Source organism: Halobacillus sp. Nhm2S1, assembly GCF_019599545.1.
In the GTDB taxonomy this organism is placed as follows: domain Bacteria; phylum Bacillota; class Bacilli; order Bacillales; family Halobacillaceae; genus Halobacillus.
The window spans coordinates 235,220-253,539 of record NZ_JAIEZV010000002.1; the positions used below are offsets into that span (position 1 = coordinate 235,220).

Here is an 18,320-nt window from a genome sequence, read left to right on the forward strand (position 1 = left end):
TGATTACGCACTTTTCTCAATAGAATCGTTACGATTGCCGCTAATCGCAGAAACAGCCGTAATGAGAATCCAGAAGGTAAACACAAGAATAATCGCGCCGAAAGTAAACAGCATCCAGTCACTACCTTCATTCCATGGGGCCCACTCGGTCACCACCTGATCAATCATGGCCCATAACGTCATGAACATGAGGAAGACCATTGGGATGATCGTCGGCAAGTAGTTTCGGCCTTGACGTTTCAGCCAAATAGAAACGAGCAGCAAACTGATTCCTGCCAGAAGCTGATTCGATGTCCCGAATAAAGGCCAAAGCAAGTATCCACCAGAACCGAACCCTTTAGGGCCTTGTGGAATCAGAGTCAAAGCCGCACTGGAAACGACGGCGACTGTTGTAGCCACGTGCGTTTTCGTCAGTGGCGTCACCTTATATTCCGTTCCAAGTTCAGCGATAATATAACGCATTAATCGAACCGAAGAGTCCAACGTCGTTGCAGCAAAACTGACGACGATGACGGAAACAATAGTTGCTGCGACAGATGCCGGAATACCAAGTCCCGATGCAAGCTGCCCAGCCCCCTGGATAAAGACGCCAAGTCCAGCACCACTTGCTGCGGCAAATCCACTGTAAGTCGCTGTGAATTCCTCAGCTGTAGGGAAGAAGGTTACAACAGCGATAATCGCAACAAGCGCCAAAGCTCCTTCACCCACAGATCCCAAATAACCAACAAAGCGAGCATCTGTCTCTTTATTCAACTGTTTTGAAGACGTTCCCGACGACACAAGGCCGTGGAAACCGGAAATCGCTCCACAGGCAATCGTAATGAACAATAGCGGGAACCAGGATGTATCGGCAGAAGCATTTGTCACGGGTGCCGTAATCTCCGGGTTTGTGAAAAGCAGACCGAGGTAAAGAAGACCAAGACCTACAATTAATTGGTGAGAGTTGATATAGTCTCTCGGCTGTAACAGCTTCCAAACCGGCAGGGTTGAAGCAATATAGACGTACACCATCAGCACGACAATCCATACGAAGAAGGCCATGGACGTCGCATTAAGTCCAAATAAAGTGGAAGCACCTTCGCCACCAAAATAGCGGACAAGGTCGATTTGAAGTACAGGTACATAACTCGCAACGATGGCTGCTAAATACATGACCGCAAGCGCTACAATCGATGGAAGCAGCATGTTCCCCTGCTTTTTATACACACTGTAGCCAATCCAAACGGCCAGAGGTATTTGAATGAAAACAGAAAGGACACTCGCAGGGAATGAAATGAATAGATTCGCAATCACCCAGGCGAAGACAGCGTTTACCATTAAGACAAGCAATAAAATGATAAATAAAAACAACACTTTCGCTTTTTGTCCAATTAATTTACTGGCAAGCGTACCGATTGACTGTCCTTTATTTCTCACTGACAAAACAAGCGTACCGAAATCATGGACCCCGGCAGCAAAAACGGTACCTAACAATACCCAAAGCACAGCCGGAAGCCAGCCCCAATACACGGCAATCGCAGGCCCGACAATCGGCGCAGCTCCCGCGACGGAAGTGAAGTGATGCCCCCATAATACGAATTTATTCGTCGGGACAAAATCGACACCATCCTTATACTGATGGGCGGGTGTGACATAGTTCGGATCAAGACGATAGATTTTTTCGGCAATGAATTTTGAATAATACCGATAACCTAGAAAAAAGATGAGACCTCCAACAACAGCTAACCAAATCCCACTCACAAAAACCCTCCTCAATCTACAAAAATATGTATGCGTTTACATTTAAATGTATTATATATCACTTCCCTTTCTAAATTCAATGCGATATACAGATTTTTCTGAAAATACTAAATAAAAAAAGAGAGAAGCTCCTGCTCCCCTCAACTTCCTAAGTAGCGTCAATTTTCCCAAGGAAAAAACCATCCACTTCTTCAAGCTTCCCCCGCCAGTAAAAACGACCTTCAGAAGGGGTAGGCTGGGCATCCCCATTATACACTTGTGCTTCTTGCAAATGGATGTAGTTGATTTCCTCATGCGCATAATTCACTTCACTCGCACGGGACAATTTCTCACTCAATTCCTGAGAAATCTCATTGCCGTTTTCAAAAGTGCGGCTCAACGATTGCATATATTTCTTCGCTGAAACAGTAGTTCCAGTCACCAAAGCACCATTGACATTCAATGTAAGATCAAGAGAGAAATCACCCTGATTTGCCGCTTTCACAAAGTTTCGTAGAATATTATCCATATACCCTCGTCCCTTCTTTCCTGAATTCTACTTCGTGGTATCGTCATTGACAGTCAAAGTCGTTTTCCCTGTTTTTACTTTTGCATGATCATCTTCTTCATGGTTTAAATGGTCATTTTCCTGTTCTATATCATTCGCTGATTCTTCCTCTTCTGTTTCCACATGGTCCCCTTCTTCATGACCTTCGTTAACCATTTCTTCATCCTCACCCTGATCGAATTCCTCTGTGGCAGCAGCTTCATCACCAGGGGACTCGAGTTGTTTTTGAGAAAGGTCTGCTCCATCCAGGGAAGGTGTCTCTTTTTCCTCCCCTTCTTCGGCCGAGCTATTTCTCACTTTATCTTTTACGCGTCCGACCACTTCGTTTGTTTTTTCTTTCGTTTGGTTTTTCAAATCTTTCAGCTGTCCACCAGCTTTTTCTGCTTTCCCCTTCATAGTTTCTTTATGTTCTCCTGCACGATTAGGGTTTAATAAAAACCCTGCTGCTGCTCCAAGGACACCGCCGACAATGGCTCTGGTCACCCGGTGACTGCTTTTGTTCTCCGCTTCCTGTTGCTTGTTTCCTTCATCCGTAGGATTGGTCAACTGCGTTTTAGATTCGCTCATGATCTCTCTCCTTTTATTTTTGATAGACTTCCTGCATATTTTTCTCTAGTTGTGCAATGCGTTTATGGAGTTCTTCATTTTCTTTTTCCAAGGCCTCTGTGTTCGATTGAGCGGCTTTCGAATTCAAGTACGGGTCGGTTTCCCACCAGTCCATGCCGATTTCTTTCGCTTTATCAACAGATGCGACGATGAGACGGATTTTGATGGTCAAAAGCTCGACATCCGCAAGTCCTACCCTGATATCTCCAGCGATGACGACACCTTTATCCAACACGGTCTCTAACACATCGACAATACTGTTCGATTGAGTCGGGTGTTCAATGGACATCTATGATGCCTCCTTTGTTATAACAAATTCCCTAAAGGTCCTAAATCGATATTGAGATCCTCATCATCCAAGTCAAAAATCTCTTTCAGCTCGTCCATTTTCACTTCAAGGTTCATGAGCGCTACGCCCAGTTGTTCAATCTGCTCTTCCGACAAGGTACCACCGTCGACGCGGCGGATCGCCTGCCTTTCGACGAGCTGCCTAAGCAGTTCGATGACCGTTAAGACAAGTTGTGCAAGGCCTTGCTCTGCTCCGTCCGGGTCTAAATTGACTCGTCCGCTTTTAAAAGGCTGCTCTTCAAGATTGTTCTGTGACACGTGCCAACGCCTCCTTCTCTCTGTCCATCGCTTCTGAGTTCAAGGAGTCATCCAGGCTGGATTGGACGAGTGTTTCTACAGAAGAAATCAATACTTTCAAATCTACATAGACAAGGTCAATGCCGGCAATGGAAATAATGATATCTCCCTTGATGGCAACCCCTTTGTCCAGGACAGTATCCAAGATATCAATAAGAGCGATTTCCTGGTTCTCAAAGTTTTCTCTGTAGGACACTCATCTCACCTCGCTTTTAGAGAGGGAGGAAAAGTGATAAGGGGGCCACGGCCCTGTAACTTCAACCTCCCAGCCAGCTTTTTCTCCTTGTTCATTTGCCGTGGTTACTTCCTTTAAAAAAGTTTCGACTTTTTCCAGATCCATCAAGTAGGCGCCATTCCAACACATATCCGCTTCCTTTCCGGTCACATTCTTATTCCAGACTTTTTTGTCAGCTGTATCTTCACATAGCGCCTCCCATTCACTATGTAATTGCCTCACGTATTTTTGCTGTTCCAGTGCTACTTGCTGTTGAATTGACTGATCAAGTTTCTTACTCTGCAAGTACTGCATCCCCTTAGACATCTGAGATATTTCTTCTTTCTTTTTCTGAATATCGGGGTGATGGTCGGCCACTTGGTCTCTTAAGCGGTCGGGATGGTTGTAAATTTTCACGTTCCACTCTTCTTTTCCTTTTAACTTCTCAAGTAGAGTCATCCATTCATTTTCATGGGCATCCATTTTTTTCTTCAGACTGCCTTCATTCTGGAAAAGGGTACAAAATTTCATTGGAATTAAAGTGACGGTATCCTTCAAGCTCATTAATATTTCATGATGAAGGTAAGCCTTCTCCTGTACCCACTCCATTTGCTTCGTCTTCATTTCCAATGCCTCTTCACTAAACTCTTCTTCCTCAACGGCGCTCACAATTGCTGAACACCAGCCGTAATCCAGTACTTCAAGACCGGCCTTGCCGTCGATGCCCATCCATTCAGAAAATGCTTTCCCGTCTGCTTCCTCTTTAAGCGTAATACCATACATATACAGTAGTCTTTCCATCTTGAAAAACTCCTTACTTCCTTTTCGTCATGCTCTCCCATTGCTCCATCTCAAGCTTTTTGGCGATTTCATATCGCAAAAGCAGCTCTTCTTCCTGCTCCTCATAATGCTCTTCCGATATCTCTTCCAATTCATACATCATTTGCAGCTGAATCAATTTCTTTTGAATATGTTCAAGGTCGTACATTTCCTTATCCACTTCTTCTTTCACATGCTCTCCGACTTTTTTTATCAAGTGGATGGGTGAAGTGAATAGTTTTTGAATCATGACGCTTCTACTTTCAACTTAATGTTGATGAAATTGTAGGCAGGCCACGGACCTGTATATTTGAAATCAACATATTCCTTCCACCGGTCATGCAGCTCATTCACTTTACGGTCGAACGCTTCTTCTTTATCCCGATCGATTAAATAAGCGCCATTCAAAAGCATCTTTTCACCGATTGTATCGTTCAATTGAGAGGCTTCTGCCAATTGATCCAATGGGGCATGAATAGAAGATTCAATTTCTTTCTGAATGGTCGTAAAGAAATTACGAGCCATCTCTCCAAGCTGAATCCGATCAAAATACCCGGCCGCTTCTGATTTGTTTGCTACGGTTTCTTTTTTCTTTTTCACACGGTCATTCTGATGGATCTGCTTTTCCAACCATTCTCTTTTTCCTACGATCTTCAGACCAATTTCGATTTTATTCCTTACTTCTCCAAACAACTTCTCGAGTTGAGGGTAAAGGTTTTCGATCAGCACCTGGGTATCCTCTTTCGTATTGAAAACATTCCCGAAACTGATGGGAACGACAGAACTCTCTTTTTTCATTACTCTTGATATGACCTGCTGGTGAGTCATGATTGCCTTTTTCTTAGGATGATAAATTTTCACCGGGGCCTCCACCGCTACCATGGCGGCGTCTTTATAATGGACCGTGAATACTTCTCTTTCTTCTCCTTCAAATTCAATGGTTCCAAAACTTTTCTCCTCCGTTGCTTGAATACAACAGAAAACATATACACCGATATCTTCAGCCATAAGTACCTCCTATACCTTTTTGCATTGATTGAGAATAATCTCCCTTGCTTTCTCTTCGTCCTCTATCATGGATAAGACCGAAAAATAAGTCAGATCCAGACAAAGGTTTTGGAACGCTTTATCCTTTCCATCCACACAGACGTTTGTTTTTTCAGCCATGTCCGCAATCATAATGGAAGCACGCAGACTCAAACGTCCCTTCTTTTCATCCATCGTTTCTTTTACACCTCTTACAAAACGAACAATCGCTTCTGCTTTGTTCTGTTTGATATTCGCCCTCTCCATCACAATCGCCACTTCAGCTTCCACACTCAGCACATTCAACGGAATGGAAATCATTCGGTCCATCAGTGCATCCTGCGTATCATACACCCCGATGTACTCAGCGGGGTTACTTGTAAAAATGATCCTGAAGTCCGGGTGAACCCTGATGTGTGAATCCTTGCTTTTTGAACCATATAAGGGCAGGATCTTTTCTTCGAGAACAGATAAGAACAGGTTGTTCGTTTCAGGACTTGACCTCGTGAACTCGTCATACACCACGGTATGTCCATGTTTAACCGCTTCATAAAGATGACCGCTCGCCCAATCTTCTGTAACATTTTCCTCTATCTTCTGAACGGTCCTGACAAAGTTATCATTCAGTTTCTTCCGGCTGTACCCTTTATAAGCACCGATCAGGTCGTTATTCGTCAAATCTTTGTTCCCTGTAATCAAAGTCACCGGCTGTTTTCTTCGTTTGGCTACATGGATAGCAAGGGTCGTTTTCCCGATCCCTGGTGGCCCTGTATAATGAACGGGGTAACCTGCAGATAAATAGTTCAAAGAACGGCGGATTAAGCTTTTGAAGAAGGGGAGTTCATAAACATCTTTTTTAGTGGATAAGCGTTCACTGCTTTGTTTAAGTACACTCATCAGCCCTCCTCCTACTGCTCGACCTGTTCTTCAATGTCGCTGCGGTACCTGAGGCTCAAGCGGGAAAAACCTGTCACTTCACTGTTTTCATCAAGGAAAACTTCATATAACCCTACCATTTGATCTCGGGCATACTTTTTCATATATTCCTTTTCTTCAATTACTTCGACTAATACCCGCCACTCCTGGTCTTTCTTTCGTGCAGATATAATTTTATGTGGCGGTGCAATGTTTTCATTGAAAAAATCGGTCACTTCATTTAAGACCTTCATAGCGGTGTATCCCTCTCTTTTCCTATGAATCTACTTTCCTCTTTAATATAGGAACAAGATGGAATCAAAAAAGATTCCATCCGATTCCCTTATTAAATACTGAATTCTCCACGTTCATTGGACGAAGAGGATGAAGACGATTGGTTTTCTTCACCTAGACGGCCTCCAAGTCCTTCCTCTTCTACCTCATCCCGTAACAAACCGACAGCTTCTGCATACCTGAGCCATGTATCTACACTGGCAATGACAACTCTTGCTTCCACTGTAATCAATTCAATCCCTACAACCGATACGCGGGCAAACGCGTCGATGACAATCCCTTTATCCAATATGCGGTCAACCACTTCTGCAAGACTTGAACTATCTGTTGATTTTTGAATAGCCATTTTCAAATCTCCCTTTCTGTGCTTACGAATGATAGGTTTTTATACTCGCTAGCCCTTTGATATCTTTAGGACCTTTAATAGAAGCGGAACTTTTCATAGACGAGACCCCTTTGATATCGTTGGCTCCCTTGATCCTTCCGCTTGAAGAACTGTTCTCACTGATCGAACGCTGCATCTGCTCTCCAGATTCTTGAACCGAGCCGAGTTTTTCTTTGAACTCAAGTAAATGCTCCTGAACCTTTCGCTTTACTTCCTCGGCCTTTGAATGAACATGATCAGCGTTCGCTGTAGTTTTTTCCTGAAGCTCTTTCTTCATCTCCTCGATTTGGGACTGCATCTGCTTTTTGAATTGCTCACGGAAAAAATCTCCTGCTTGATCATTCATTTCATCCCTGGCATGTTCAGTCGCCTCTTGCGGGTCATCTGCTTTCCGAATGATTTTATGAACCGGATTTGGCAGCTTCTCCTTGAGCGCAGCCGCAGACTTTTTCAAACCTCCTTCCACTTGATCAAGAATAGAGGGGTCGTCCTCCTGACCATTTCGTAAATGAGACATCCACACCACCCCATTACTTTTTGTATATAATTTTTGGCTGGTTTCTACACTTACTTCCCACGAATAGCCTTATAAAACCCTTTGCTTGATAAAAAACTTAAAAAATGGTAAGAATTACATCCAATTTTACGAGACATCTAAATCTATAAGACTATGAGATAAGAGTCGAAGACACTCCTTTACAAAATTGACATTATGATTAAAAATATCTACGCTCACTTGTTTACAATCTTTTACAAAAGATTTACTGTAAGCGTTGTCTAAACGAGGAGCGCGCTTCTTTTTTCATTTTTTTACATATAAATAAGCCTCAAGTACCTATTACCTCACAAAAACTTGGGAATATCCGTCTGCAAAACATCCTTTAAATGCCTCAGATCTATCCAACTATCCCAACCCGTATTTTGAAGGAAAACGGCGAAAACATTAGAATTACTAGAGTATAAACTTTTAAGGAGGAATAGATTTGAAGTTCAAAAAACTAGCAACACTATCATTGGCTGCAACATTAGCCATCCTGCCAACAACAGGGCAGGCGTTCGCTGATTCTCAACCGGAGTCATTGAACAAAGTCAACGTACAGGAAGAAAAAGGGGAGTTCATTAAAGGGGAAGTGGTCGTTAAATTCAAAAACGGCAAGTCCTTGAATGACCAACAACTGAAGAAATTCGGAGCAAAAGAAGTTACGGAAGAACGTTCTTTCGTGGATTCCAAAGTAAAAGTACTTAAAGTCGGAAACGTAGAAGCCGTAGCAAAGGCCCTAAGTAAAAATCCAAATGTCGAATATGCTGAACCAAACTACGTTTTCGAGGCAACATGGACACCAAACGATACTTACTATAGTGGATACCAGTACGGTCCACAAAACACAGACACAGAGGCTGCCTGGGATATTACCCGCGGAAGCAGCAGCCAGGAGATTGCCATCATCGACTCTGGCGTTGACTACAATCACCCGGACCTTGATGGGAAAACCATCAAAGGCTATGACTTTGTAGACAACGATTATGATCCAATGGACTTGAACAATCACGGTACCCACGTTGCAGGAACAGCTGCCGCTGAAACAAACAACGGTTCTGGTGTTGCTGGAATGGCTCCAAACACAAAAATCCTAGCCGTCCGTGCACTTGATGCAAATGGCAGCGGTTCTTTGTATGACATCGCTGATGCGATCCGTTACTCTGCTGACGTAGGAGCAGAAGTCATCAACCTTTCCCTTGGTTGTAACTGTGACACGCAAACGCTTGAAGATGCCGTCAACTATGCTTGGAATAAAGGTTCAGTCGTCATTGCCGCTGCAGGTAACGATGGAGTATCCACAACGTTTGAGCCGGCTTCCTATGCAAATGTCATCGCCGTCGGTGCCGTCGATAGCAACAACAATAAGGCGTCCTTCTCCAACTACGGAACATGGGTAGATGTAACAGCACCTGGTGTCAGCATCGCTTCTACGGTTCCTAACCGTGGATATGCCTACATGTCCGGTACATCCATGGCATCCCCTCACGTAGCTGGGCTGGCTGGATTGCTTGCATCTCAAGGGCGCTCCAACAGCAACATCCGCGCCGCTATCGAACAAACGGCTGATCCGATCTACGGAACGGGCTACTACTTCGAACACGGTGTCATCAACTCTTATGATGCAGTAAACTATTAATCTGAAAAAGCGGCCACCCGGCCGCTTTTTTTATGTTAGATACTAGAGAGAGAGGTCTAGGATACTGATAAAGTCATAGAAGTCACTGATAAAAGCATCAAATCCACCGATAAATGTTTTAAACTCACCGAAAAAGTCCAAAAACTCACCGATAAAAGCTTCTAACCCACTGATAAGAAACCTCTACATAGTTGGGAGACTATTCCTTTGACCTTTTCACAGGAATTAGCTATATTAATAGTAACAAGGGGAGTAGCGACCGTATAAAGCGGTTGGTGAATCGTCATTTCAGTGTGTGCGAACACTCGGTTCACCAAACTATGACTATAGTACGCAAGACCTTGGCCTGCACGAAAATAGGGCCAAGGTCTTTTTTTATTGGCTCAATCCAGAGGAGGAAAACGATGAACGCTATCATATTTGCAGTCTCAGCCGTTGTGGTCGTACTAGCTGCCGTACAGCTGAACCGTTACGGGGATGTCATCAGTCAAAAGTCTAAACTGAGTGGAGCCGTGGTCGGAACTTTCCTTATAGCGGGAGCTACATCCTTACCGGAACTGACCACAAGTTTAACAGCCGTGTACATCGACAATCCCGACATTGCGGTGGGAAATATGCTCGGCAGTAACGTGTTTAATGTATTGATTCTAGCTGCGGTGGATCTCATTTACCGCAAGCACAAAATGTTCAACAGCATCGAGTCTAAGCAGCATCTCCCTTCTGCGATTGCAGGGATCATTTTCACATTGGTGGTGGTCGTCTCCTTATCCATGAGTTCCACCCTTTCCCTTTTTAACATTGGAATTGAAATGTTCGTTCTTGTCGGATTGTACATCCTGACCGTCCGTTTCTTTGAAAATGATGAAACAGAAGAGATGGATGAAGCAGCAGCCACGGGGAAGGATGTTACCTTGAAAGCGGCAAGTATTGGTTTTGCCATCAGTGCCATTGTTGTCTTCGCTGCCGGAAGTGCGCTTTCCATCACAGGGGACCAACTAGCTCAACAAACAGGGATGAGTTCAAGCTTCGTCGGGAGCTTTTTAATTGCTGCGTCCACCTCTCTACCTGAACTTGTCACCGTACTTGTGGCGTTCAAAATGGGGAATTACGATATGGCGGTAGGCTCCATTTTAGGGAGCAACTTGTTCAACCTGCAGCTTCTTGCCATCACTGACCTCTTTTATCAAAACGGTCCGATTCTGAATGCGACATCAGGAAGCAACCTCCCGATCGCCCTTTTATTCATTGGGATGATGGTACTGACGATTTTCATGATGGTAAGGAAAAAGGTTGAGAGTTTCTCTGGCTATGCAGCACCTTCCCTCCTTATCGTAGTGATGTATTTTGTTTCTTCTTATTTCCTATTCTGATCATTAAAAAATCCGCAGACATCGCGTCTGCGGATTTTTTCTATAATACTTTACTTAAGAACTCCTGCGTTCTAGGGTTTTGTGGGTTTCCGAAAAGGTTATCCGGTACATCTTCTTCCATGATGATCCCTTCATCCATAAACAGGACCCGATCCCCGACTTCGCGGGCAAATCCCATCTCGTGGGTGACAACCACCATCGTCATCCCTTCCTGGGCTAATTCTTTCATAACCGCTAACACGTCCCCGACAAGTTCCGGGTCAAGCGCTGAGGTCGGTTCGTCAAACAGCATGATGCTTGGTTCCATCGCTAGTGAACGGGCGATCGCAACACGTTGTTTCTGCCCGCCGGAAAGACTCTCGGGGTAAGCGTCCGCTTTGTCACTCAAGCCGACTTTTTCAAGAAGCGGGCGTGCTACTTTTTCGGCTTCCGCTTTCTTCATTTTTTTCACTTTAATCGGACCAATCGTAATGTTATCAAGTACGGTCTTGTGCGGGAAAAGGTTAAAGTGCTGAAACACCATTCCGACACGAGAGCGGACATCATTGATATTGATTTTAGGATCAGTCAGGTTGTCCCCCTGAATGATGACTTCTCCGGAAGTAACTTCCTCAAGTAGGTTCAAGCACCGTAAAAACGTACTCTTCCCAGAACCTGATGGCCCGATGACACAGACCACTTCCTTCTCTTTGATTTCTGCATTGATTCCTTTCAACACTTCGTTGGAACCGAATGATTTATGCAAATCTTTGACGGTAATCATTACACATCCAGTCTCCTTTCAACTCTTCTCAAATACACCGCAGTCGGTACCGTGATAATCAAGTACATCACACAAACCATCGTCAATGCCTGGAAGGCCTGGAACGTCATTCCGTAATACTGTTGTCCCATGTAAAGCAATTCTCCTACAGCGATGACGGAGAAAAGGGACGTATCCTTCAAGCTGATGACGAATTGGTTACCAAGCGGTGGAATCATTCTTCTAAAAGCTTGGGGCCAGATGATGTAACGCATCGTCTGATTTCTTGTAAGACCAATCGAACGTCCAGCCTCTTCCTGTCCTTTATCAATCGAGTAAACCGCTCCTCGTACGATTTCCGCTATGTAAGCACCAGCATTAATGGCAATCGCTATGATGGAGGCCGTAATTTTATCAATATTGATTCCGGTTAGATCCGATAGACCGAAATAGATGAATAAAATTTGTGCTAAAATCGGGGTCCCGCGAACCGCTTCAACGTAAACCGTCGCAAGTCCGTATATGATCTTATTTTTCGACAAACGGGCAAACCCAAAGACGGCCCCGAGAACGAATCCGAAAATTAATCCAACGAACGTGATGAGTAGTGTCCATACCAGTCCCTCAAGCAAAAACGGCATGACACGAAAATAGTGCGATTCCGTAATGAACTCCATATATGTATTCTCTCCTTGTGTTTTGAATGGTGTTATAGTTCATGCCAGTATTCAATTCATGGAAAAAAGCGTAACAAGCCAATCACTTGCTACGCTTTTCTGATCAGCTTCTCTCTATTACTCCGAAGATTCTGTGCCGTATTTACGCTCACCGAACCATTCTTCGTAGATGTCATCATATGTGCCGTTATCAATCAATGTCTGCAAGGCTTCATTCACATCGCTCACAAGTTCGGAATCCTTAGGAAAGGCTATTCCATATTGCTCACCCTGCAAAATGCCCCCCGCTGTTTTTAAGCCTTCAGAGTCATTGGCTACGTAATACTGGACGTTAGGAACGTCATACATAACCGCATCTAAACGACCAGACTCAAGGTCCATATAAGCTTCAACGATCCCAGGGAATGTAATTAACTCTGCATCCGGGTGGTTTTCTCTGATGTACGTTTCACTTGTCGTACCAGAACGAGTCCCCACCTTTTTGCCCGCAAGATCATCTTCAGACTGAATTTCATCATTATCTGCGCTGACCGCAAGCATCAGACCAGCATCATAATAAGGATCAGAAAAATCGATGGTCTCTTTACGTTCATCAGTAATCGTCATACCAGCAATACCGATGTCATAACGACCGGATTGCATACCAGCGACTACGCCATCAAACTTCATGGATTCAATTTCAATGTTGAACCCTGCTTCATCAGCGATCGCTTTGATTAAATCAATATCGAACCCTTCCATTTCACCCGTTTCCTCGTTCATGAATTCGAAAGGAACGAAGTTGTTATCCGTCGCTACTGTGTATGTTTCTCCACCGGAATCCCCTTCGGAATCTCCGGATGTGCCGGCTTCGCTGTCACTGCCACAGGCGGCAAGAAGCATACTTAAAGCCATAACCATAATGAATAAGTACCATTTTGCTTTCATTCATTTTTCCCCCTTTTATTATGTGAACTCTATTATCTCAAATTTTACTACTCTTGCAAATTTTCTGAATAATACTTTTAACGCTTTTTATGACTGAAAATAGCGATTCTATTAAACTTTTTGAATGATTGCTCACATTTTCTTTAAATTTTGTCAATTAACTAATGATTACGACAAAAAAATAAGAAAAAAGGGGATTAATCTCAACCATAAAGGGTAATAGGGTATAATAGGGGATAGTTCCTACTTTTGTAAAAGGGAAGGTTTTACATGTCGGAAGAAAATCACTTTGGATCTGAGCCATATTATTCTCTCAAGTCTGCTGCGCAAAAGATATTTGAGGTCATCGCACAGAGGCTCGATATCCAGACAACCTACATCACAATGCGAGGCGAAAACTCCATGACCGTGCTGAGTTCATTAAATAAGCAGGAGGAAATCGTCCCCGAGGGATTTACGATTGATTACGAAGAAAGTCACTGCCGGTTAATCATTAATGATCAAGACCACATACTTAGAACAAACAATTTAATGGAAGACAAACTGACTCACGAAATGGAAGCTTCTGCCCTTTTACAGGTAAAAGGGTACCTTGGTGTGACGCTGAAAGATCTGAAAGGGAATGTGTTCGGGACACTTTGTGTGATGGATAAAGAAGAGAAAAACTTCAACGAAGAAGATATCGAATTTTTACAAACCATTGCATCTGTCCTTTCTCATATGATTGAACTTGATCAGACCCACTATAATATGGGATTGATGAATGCACCCATCATCCCTATCACGGATGGAGTGTCTGTTTTACCTATTCAGGGCATCGTCGATGAAGGACGTGCGGAGAAATTGATGGGGGATGCCCTTCGATATGGAAAAGAACAGGATATCGATTATTTCGTGCTTGATCTTTCCGGATTAGTTGTTCGGGACCAATTTTTCTCCGAAATGTTACCGAAACTGATTCACGCTCTACAAGTAATGGGGATTGATGCAATGTTGACTGGTATTACCCCGGAAATAGCACAGAAAGAAATTGAAAGCAATGTGCTGACTAAAACCAAACCGAAGACCGTTCCGAACCTGCAGACAGCTCTTTCAACAATTGGTTTTAAATTAGTAGAAACTCAATAAAGCCTGTCTTGACGGCGAGTTCTGTTTTATAACGTTCATTCATAGGAAAAGCTCCACCTACGAATGGTGGAGCTCCATTTATTACAAAACTAGTTATTTTCGTGTGTTTTTTCAAACTCTTTAACCTCACCTGACTGGCCATCAATAGGAACCTCATAGTTAAAATTCCTCTTCTTCGAATTCATCCCTCTTTTACTTTTGCTGCATTCATTCTAGCATATGGGTAGGGGGTGGTCTGAAATATAAGATAGGAATCATTGTTTTTTGTCGAACTATTAAGTAGAAAGGACGGATGCCATGATTATTAAGCAGCGCATATTTCCAAGAGACATTGAACAACTGCAGGCATTAGAACGACGCCTCGATGCAAACCATCCCCAACTGCCAAAAGTCAAAGAACTACTCAAAAATCGCTTATCCGGACACAAAGGCGAGCTTGCTCTAAACTTTCCCCTTTCCTACCTCCCTGAAAACTACCGAATCTTTCATCACCTGCGTCTCTATGACGGCACCCACTTTTTCCAAATCGATTGCTTGATTTTGACGGACCAATGGATTTTGATTGTTGAAGCCAAAAATATTGGCGGGGAATTGTTCTACAATCAAAGATTCAACTTTCTATCGAGGACATGGGATGATGGAGCTCAAACGTTTTCTGACCCTGTCCTTCAAGTCCGGCGTCACCGAAGACAATTGCAGCAATGGCTTCATTTAAAAGGTTTTCCTGTGATCCCCATTTACTGCCTCGTGGCCAACAGCCACCCTGGAACTTCAATAAACACAGATGATCCTTCACTCGATATCGTAATCCGTACGGACGCTTTACCGGAAAAAGTAGACGAGATACGTCAAAAACATAACAGAGACAGACTTCCAACTTCCCTTCCTGAAATGCTCAGTAAAGAAATTTTGGAAGGGGATACACCCAACAATTACGATTATATGAAAGAACTATCAATCAACGATTCAGATATTAGAAAAGGGGTGTTTTGTACAAGTTGCCAACGATTAGCAGTGGGTTGGGATTATGGACAATGGAAATGCAGTCATTGCAGCCACAACGATAAAACCGCTCACCACCCTGCACTGCGAGACTTCTGTTTGTTGAAGGGTCCTAAGATTACAAATAAAAGCTTAAGAGATTTTCTTCTCATTAAATCACCTACTGTCGCTCAAGGAATACTCAAAAAAGTGAGTTTGAGGTATGAAGGTACTAAAAAATCTAGAGTCTATTTTCTAAGATACTGATAAATAAGCTAAACCCACTGATAAATCCTCCAAAGTCACCGATAAAACTCTAAAACATACCGATAAAACAACCGAAGCCACTGATAAAATCACCAAACCCACCGATACCAGAGGGCATGGGCATGGGCAAGGGTAAGCACACTCCACACACAAAAAAAGACGACCTCACTAAGAGATCGCCTCACCACTTCGGCCTAGGATCAGCCTCCATCAATAAATCTACCAAATGTACAGCATCCATCGCCAAACCTTCACGCTCCACCCCAAGCTTCATCTGCAGATGACAACCGGGGTTGGAAGTCACGACACCGCTAGCTCCCGTGCCACATACATCCTGCATTTTCACATCCAAAATATCCATGGCATCTTCATAGTTTACGATATTGTAAACGCCTGCCGATCCGCAGCAAAATTCCGGCCGCTCCAACTCCCGCAGCTCAACACCAGGTATGCGACGAATCAAATCTAGCGGTTCGCTCGTCACCTTCTGTACATTGCGCAAATGACAGGAAGGCTGATAGGTAACAGTCCTCTCAAGCTCTTTTTCAAAGACAAGCCCGTCCAACTCGACAAGCACTTCAGAAATATCCCGCACTCGATCAACAAACCGCTCCGCACGCTCGGGCCACTCCGTACCCTCCTCAAACAAATGCTCATACTCGACCAAACGCGCGCCGCAGCCACCAGCATTATTCACAATATAATCGAAGCCTTCTTCCTCAAAAGCTTCAATATTCCTCTTGGCAAGTTCCACTGACTGATCGACCTTTCCCGTGTGTGCGTGAAGAGCACCGCAGCACGTTTGCGCTTCTGGGAAAACAACTTCCGCGCCGCTCCGAAGTAAAAGCTCCACCGTATTCTGATTCGTTTCAAAAAAGACGCTGTCCATGACGCATCCTTTAAAGAATCCAATCTTTGCCGCAGCCGGCCGCTTACGCACATAACGATCCGCACGGGCACGCCGCTTTTTCGGTCCAGGCATCGTCGGTAAAGCTGCTTCAAACTTATCAATCTGAAGCGGGGCTCTTCTCGTCAATCCAAACCGCTGGGAAACTTTCTGCAACCCACTCTTCTGATAAATCCAAGTCGCATTTCCCAATGTATTCATCCATTTGGAAGAAGGAAAGAACGACTGAAACAAGAAGTCCTCTACTAGCCCGCGTGGTCGTTCCTCATCAATTACGCGTTTGGCTCCTTCAAAAATCTCTCCATATTGAACGTTGGTCGGACAAACCGTCGTACATGCCATACAGCCAAGGCACTTTTCAATCGGCTCCTTCAAATCTTCGACAGACGCTTTCCCTTCCGCAACCATCTTCACGAGATTGATGCGCCCTCTCGGTGAATGGGTTTCTTTTTCCATCGTTTCATACGTGGGACAGGCCGGAAGACAGTAGCCGCACTGGACACAGTCGAACGTCTTGTCATAATTCAGGCGTTCCTTCAGTGAACTAGTCATGATGCAGCACCAACTTCTGCCCCTTTTCAGGAAAAACTTTGCCCGGATTTAAGATTCCATTCGGGTCCCAGCTATCCTTGATCCGCTTCATCATATCCAATCCGACCGCTCCAAGTTCAAGCTCCATAAACGGTGCCTTCATTGTACCGATGCCGTGCTCGCCGGAAAGTGTGCCACCAAGATCAAGAGCAGCCTGAAACATGTCCTCCACTGCTTTTTCAACAAGCTTCATCTCTTCCACATTTCGCTTGTCACATAAAATATTCGGGTGCAGATTGCCGTCACCAGCATGACCAAAGGCCACGACTTCCAGACCGTACTTCTCCTTAATAAGCTCTAACCGGTCCATAAAGTCCGGGATCTTGCTCCTTGGAACCGTCGCGTCTTCGGATACTTTCGTCGGTTTAATTTTCGCAATAGCAGGTGACACCTGTTTGCGCGCATGCCAGAGCTTAGCCGCTTCCTCATCACTCTTAGGAATAATGATTTCTTTCGCGCCCATCTCTTCCATAATTTCTTCGACCAGCCCTCGCTCGACACGCAGCGTTTCCGGATGTCCATCCAGCTCAATGATGATGACGGCAGCTGCATCGACAGGCAGGCCGACCGGCTGGAAGTTTTCAACGGCGACAATACAGGCTTGATCCATAAACTCCATTTTGGCAGGCAAGATTCCTGATGTCAGCGTCTGAGAGATCGCTTCCCCTGCTTTTCGCACTTCGTCAAAAGCGACCATGATCGTCTGCACAGCGGGCGGCTTCGGCATCAGCTTCAACGTAGCCCCGACGATAACGCCAAGCGTTCCTTCTGATCCGACGATCAGCTTCGTCAAATCAATGCCCGTGACATTCTTGATCGTTTGACCACCTGTCTTAATGATTTCACCTTCAGGAGTTACGACCTCTAACCCGAGCACGTGATCCTTCGTTACTCCATATTTCAAGCCGCGGGGGCCGCCGGAGTTTTCCGCAAGGTTCCCGCCAATCGTTGCAACATGAGCACTGCTCGGATCCGGAGCATACATCAGACCGTGTTCTTCTGCGGCTTTATTGATGTTTCCGGTCAATACACTCGGCGTCACTTTTACTGTCAAGTCGCGGGGACTAAGGTCAATGATCGCCGGGAACTGCGACATATCCAAAACAATCCCGCCGTGAACAGGAAGAGGGCCGCCACTCAGGCAAGTGCCGGAACCGCGTGGGTGAACCGGTACTTTGTAACGATTGGCAAGCTTCAGAACATCAGCGACTTCCTGCTTTTCTTTTACCTGAACCACAGCATCCGGCAGGTGTTCCCCGAAAGAAGCATCAAAACTGTAACTATGACGGTCGGCCAAGGACGTTAAAACACGCCCTTCCGGAAGCAAAGACTGCAGTTCCTCCAACCACTTTTCCATACGAT

The 18,320-nt window shown here is 44.5% G+C and carries 22 protein-coding genes; 4 read left to right on the plus strand and 18 right to left on the minus strand.

All coding sequences use genetic code 11. From position 1 onward, the window contains the following. Positions 1-3: 3 nt before the first annotated feature. From K2225_RS07720 to gvpQ, 13 genes are all read right to left on the minus strand, one after another. Positions 4-1,740 (minus strand): carbon starvation CstA family protein, encoded by a 1,737-nt coding sequence (locus K2225_RS07720; RefSeq protein WP_220584215.1) that lies wholly within the window; start codon positions 1,738-1,740, stop codon positions 4-6. Positions 1,741-1,888: 148 nt separating this feature from the next. Next, positions 1,889-2,248, minus strand: a complete 360-nt coding sequence (gene gvpU, locus K2225_RS07725; RefSeq protein WP_220584216.1) for a gas vesicle accessory protein GvpU — start codon at positions 2,246-2,248, stop codon at positions 1,889-1,891. Between the two features lie 27 nt (positions 2,249-2,275). Then, positions 2,276-2,854, minus strand: coding sequence for a YtxH domain-containing protein (locus K2225_RS07730; protein WP_220584217.1), 579 nt, complete (start codon positions 2,852-2,854; stop codon positions 2,276-2,278). Positions 2,855-2,867: 13 nt separating this feature from the next. Further along, positions 2,868-3,182: a gas vesicle protein gene (locus tag K2225_RS07735; protein WP_220584218.1), complete on the minus strand. Its 315-nt coding sequence runs from the start codon at positions 3,180-3,182 to the stop codon at positions 2,868-2,870. Positions 3,183-3,199: 17 nt separating this feature from the next. Then, positions 3,200-3,499 (minus strand): gas vesicle protein K, encoded by a 300-nt coding sequence (locus tag K2225_RS07740; RefSeq protein WP_220584219.1) that lies wholly within the window; start codon positions 3,497-3,499, stop codon positions 3,200-3,202. Then, the gene (locus K2225_RS07745) at positions 3,480-3,734 is read right to left on the minus strand and encodes a gas vesicle protein (RefSeq protein ID WP_220584220.1); all 255 of its coding nucleotides are present in this window, start codon (positions 3,732-3,734) and stop codon (positions 3,480-3,482) included. The genes K2225_RS07740 and K2225_RS07745 overlap by 20 nt, the downstream gene beginning before the upstream one ends. Next, positions 3,735-4,553, minus strand: a complete 819-nt coding sequence (locus K2225_RS07750; protein WP_220584221.1) for a GvpL/GvpF family gas vesicle protein — start codon at positions 4,551-4,553, stop codon at positions 3,735-3,737. It lies immediately after the preceding gene. A gap of 13 nt (positions 4,554-4,566) precedes the next feature. Further along, positions 4,567-4,821, minus strand: a complete 255-nt coding sequence (locus K2225_RS07755) for a gas vesicle protein GvpG (protein WP_220584222.1) — start codon at positions 4,819-4,821, stop codon at positions 4,567-4,569. After that, entirely contained in the window at positions 4,818-5,579 is a 762-nt protein-coding gene (locus K2225_RS07760) for a GvpL/GvpF family gas vesicle protein (protein ID WP_220584223.1), read from the minus strand. Before K2225_RS07760 ends, K2225_RS07755 begins: the two co-directional genes overlap by 4 nt. A 9-nt stretch (positions 5,580-5,588) precedes the next feature. Continuing rightward, entirely contained in the window at positions 5,589-6,494 is a 906-nt protein-coding gene (gene gvpN / locus K2225_RS07765) for a gas vesicle protein GvpN (protein WP_220584224.1), read from the minus strand. An 11-nt stretch (positions 6,495-6,505) separates the two neighbouring features. After that, the gene (gene gvpO, locus K2225_RS07770; RefSeq protein WP_220584225.1) at positions 6,506-6,766 is read right to left on the minus strand and encodes a gas vesicle protein GvpO; all 261 of its coding nucleotides are present in this window, start codon (positions 6,764-6,766) and stop codon (positions 6,506-6,508) included. A gap of 92 nt (positions 6,767-6,858) precedes the next feature. Then, positions 6,859-7,152, minus strand: a complete 294-nt coding sequence (gvpA, locus tag K2225_RS07775; RefSeq protein ID WP_220584226.1) for a gas vesicle structural protein GvpA — start codon at positions 7,150-7,152, stop codon at positions 6,859-6,861. Positions 7,153-7,174: 22 nt separating this feature from the next. Continuing rightward, entirely contained in the window at positions 7,175-7,708 is a 534-nt protein-coding gene (gene gvpQ, locus K2225_RS07780; RefSeq protein ID WP_220584227.1) for a gas vesicle protein GvpQ, read from the minus strand. 466 nt (positions 7,709-8,174) lie between these two features. On the opposite strand from gvpQ, the gene K2225_RS07785 reads away from it, so the two are divergent. Both K2225_RS07785 and K2225_RS07790 read left to right on the plus strand, forming a co-directional pair. After that, positions 8,175-9,368, plus strand: coding sequence for a S8 family peptidase (locus tag K2225_RS07785; RefSeq protein WP_255574324.1), 1,194 nt, complete (start codon positions 8,175-8,177; stop codon positions 9,366-9,368). 404 nt (positions 9,369-9,772) lie between these two features. Further along, positions 9,773-10,738 (plus strand): sodium:calcium antiporter, encoded by a 966-nt coding sequence (locus tag K2225_RS07790; RefSeq protein ID WP_220584228.1) that lies wholly within the window; start codon positions 9,773-9,775, stop codon positions 10,736-10,738. Positions 10,739-10,778: 40 nt separating this feature from the next. Here K2225_RS07790 and K2225_RS07795 read toward each other — a convergent pair whose 3' ends face one another. The 3 genes from K2225_RS07795 to K2225_RS07805 all read right to left on the minus strand — a co-directional run bounded on the left by K2225_RS07795 (position 10,779) and on the right by K2225_RS07805 (position 13,084). Continuing rightward, positions 10,779-11,501 carry an amino acid ABC transporter ATP-binding protein gene (locus tag K2225_RS07795; protein ID WP_146817064.1) on the minus strand — a complete coding sequence of 241 codons (723 nt, stop codon included), beginning with the start codon at positions 11,499-11,501 and terminating at the stop codon, positions 10,779-10,781. Then, a complete protein-coding gene (locus K2225_RS07800) occupies positions 11,501-12,157 on the minus strand; it encodes an amino acid ABC transporter permease (protein WP_115822824.1) in 657 nt (218 codons plus the stop codon). Before K2225_RS07800 ends, K2225_RS07795 begins: the two co-directional genes overlap by 1 nt. Positions 12,158-12,274: 117 nt before the next feature. Beyond that, positions 12,275-13,084, minus strand: a complete 810-nt coding sequence (locus K2225_RS07805; RefSeq protein WP_220584229.1) for a glutamine ABC transporter substrate-binding protein — start codon at positions 13,082-13,084, stop codon at positions 12,275-12,277. Between the two features lie 270 nt (positions 13,085-13,354). Between K2225_RS07805 and K2225_RS07810 the strand changes: the two genes are divergently transcribed. Both K2225_RS07810 and K2225_RS07815 read left to right on the plus strand, forming a co-directional pair. Beyond that, on the plus strand, positions 13,355-14,212 hold the full coding sequence (locus K2225_RS07810) for a GAF domain-containing protein (protein WP_220584230.1): 858 nt from the start codon (positions 13,355-13,357) through the stop codon (positions 14,210-14,212). 297 nt (positions 14,213-14,509) lie between these two features. Continuing rightward, on the plus strand, positions 14,510-15,460 hold the full coding sequence (locus tag K2225_RS07815; RefSeq protein WP_220584231.1) for a nuclease-related domain-containing protein: 951 nt from the start codon (positions 14,510-14,512) through the stop codon (positions 15,458-15,460). Positions 15,461-15,641: 181 nt separating this feature from the next. On the opposite strand, the gene K2225_RS07820 is transcribed toward K2225_RS07815, so the two are convergent. Together K2225_RS07820 and K2225_RS07825 are read right to left on the minus strand one after the other, a co-directional pair. Beyond that, positions 15,642-16,919, minus strand: a complete 1,278-nt coding sequence (locus K2225_RS07820) for a (Fe-S)-binding protein (RefSeq protein WP_220584232.1) — start codon at positions 16,917-16,919, stop codon at positions 15,642-15,644. Next, positions 16,912-18,315, minus strand: coding sequence for an FAD-binding oxidoreductase (locus K2225_RS07825; RefSeq protein WP_220584233.1), 1,404 nt, complete (start codon positions 18,313-18,315; stop codon positions 16,912-16,914). The genes K2225_RS07820 and K2225_RS07825 overlap by 8 nt, the downstream gene beginning before the upstream one ends. Positions 18,316-18,320: the final 5 nt, after the last annotated feature.

Coding starts and splice junctions, on each gene's coding strand:
- gvpU (WP_220584216.1), bottom strand. CDS start 2,248: ATGGATAATATTCTACGAAACTTTGTGAAAGCGGCAAATCAGGGTGAT.
- K2225_RS07730 (WP_220584217.1), bottom strand. CDS start 2,854: ATGAGCGAATCTAAAACGCAGTTGACCAATCCTACGGATGAAGGAAAC.
- K2225_RS07735 (WP_220584218.1), bottom strand. CDS start 3,182: ATGTCCATTGAACACCCGACTCAATCGAACAGTATTGTCGATGTGTTA.
- K2225_RS07750 (WP_220584221.1), bottom strand. CDS start 4,553: ATGGAAAGACTACTGTATATGTATGGTATTACGCTTAAAGAGGAAGCA.
- K2225_RS07755 (WP_220584222.1), bottom strand. CDS start 4,821: ATGATTCAAAAACTATTCACTTCACCCATCCACTTGATAAAAAAAGTC.
- K2225_RS07760 (WP_220584223.1), bottom strand. CDS start 5,579: ATGGCTGAAGATATCGGTGTATATGTTTTCTGTTGTATTCAAGCAACG.
- gvpN (WP_220584224.1), bottom strand. CDS start 6,494: ATGAGTGTACTTAAACAAAGCAGTGAACGCTTATCCACTAAAAAAGAT.
- gvpO (WP_220584225.1), bottom strand. CDS start 6,766: ATGAAGGTCTTAAATGAAGTGACCGATTTTTTCAATGAAAACATTGCA.
- gvpA (WP_220584226.1), bottom strand. CDS start 7,152: ATGGCTATTCAAAAATCAACAGATAGTTCAAGTCTTGCAGAAGTGGTT.
- gvpQ (WP_220584227.1), bottom strand. CDS start 7,708: ATGTCTCATTTACGAAATGGTCAGGAGGACGACCCCTCTATTCTTGAT.
- K2225_RS07790 (WP_220584228.1), top strand. CDS start 9,773: ATGAACGCTATCATATTTGCAGTCTCAGCCGTTGTGGTCGTACTAGCT.
- K2225_RS07795 (WP_146817064.1), bottom strand. CDS start 11,501: ATGATTACCGTCAAAGATTTGCATAAATCATTCGGTTCCAACGAAGTG.
- K2225_RS07800 (WP_115822824.1), bottom strand. CDS start 12,157: ATGGAGTTCATTACGGAATCGCACTATTTTCGTGTCATGCCGTTTTTG.
- K2225_RS07805 (WP_220584229.1), bottom strand. CDS start 13,084: ATGAAAGCAAAATGGTACTTATTCATTATGGTTATGGCTTTAAGTATG.
- K2225_RS07810 (WP_220584230.1), top strand. CDS start 13,355: ATGTCGGAAGAAAATCACTTTGGATCTGAGCCATATTATTCTCTCAAG.
- K2225_RS07815 (WP_220584231.1), top strand. CDS start 14,510: ATGATTATTAAGCAGCGCATATTTCCAAGAGACATTGAACAACTGCAG.
- K2225_RS07820 (WP_220584232.1), bottom strand. CDS start 16,919: ATGACTAGTTCACTGAAGGAACGCCTGAATTATGACAAGACGTTCGAC.
- K2225_RS07825 (WP_220584233.1), bottom strand. CDS start 18,315: ATGGAAAAGTGGTTGGAGGAACTGCAGTCTTTGCTTCCGGAAGGGCGT.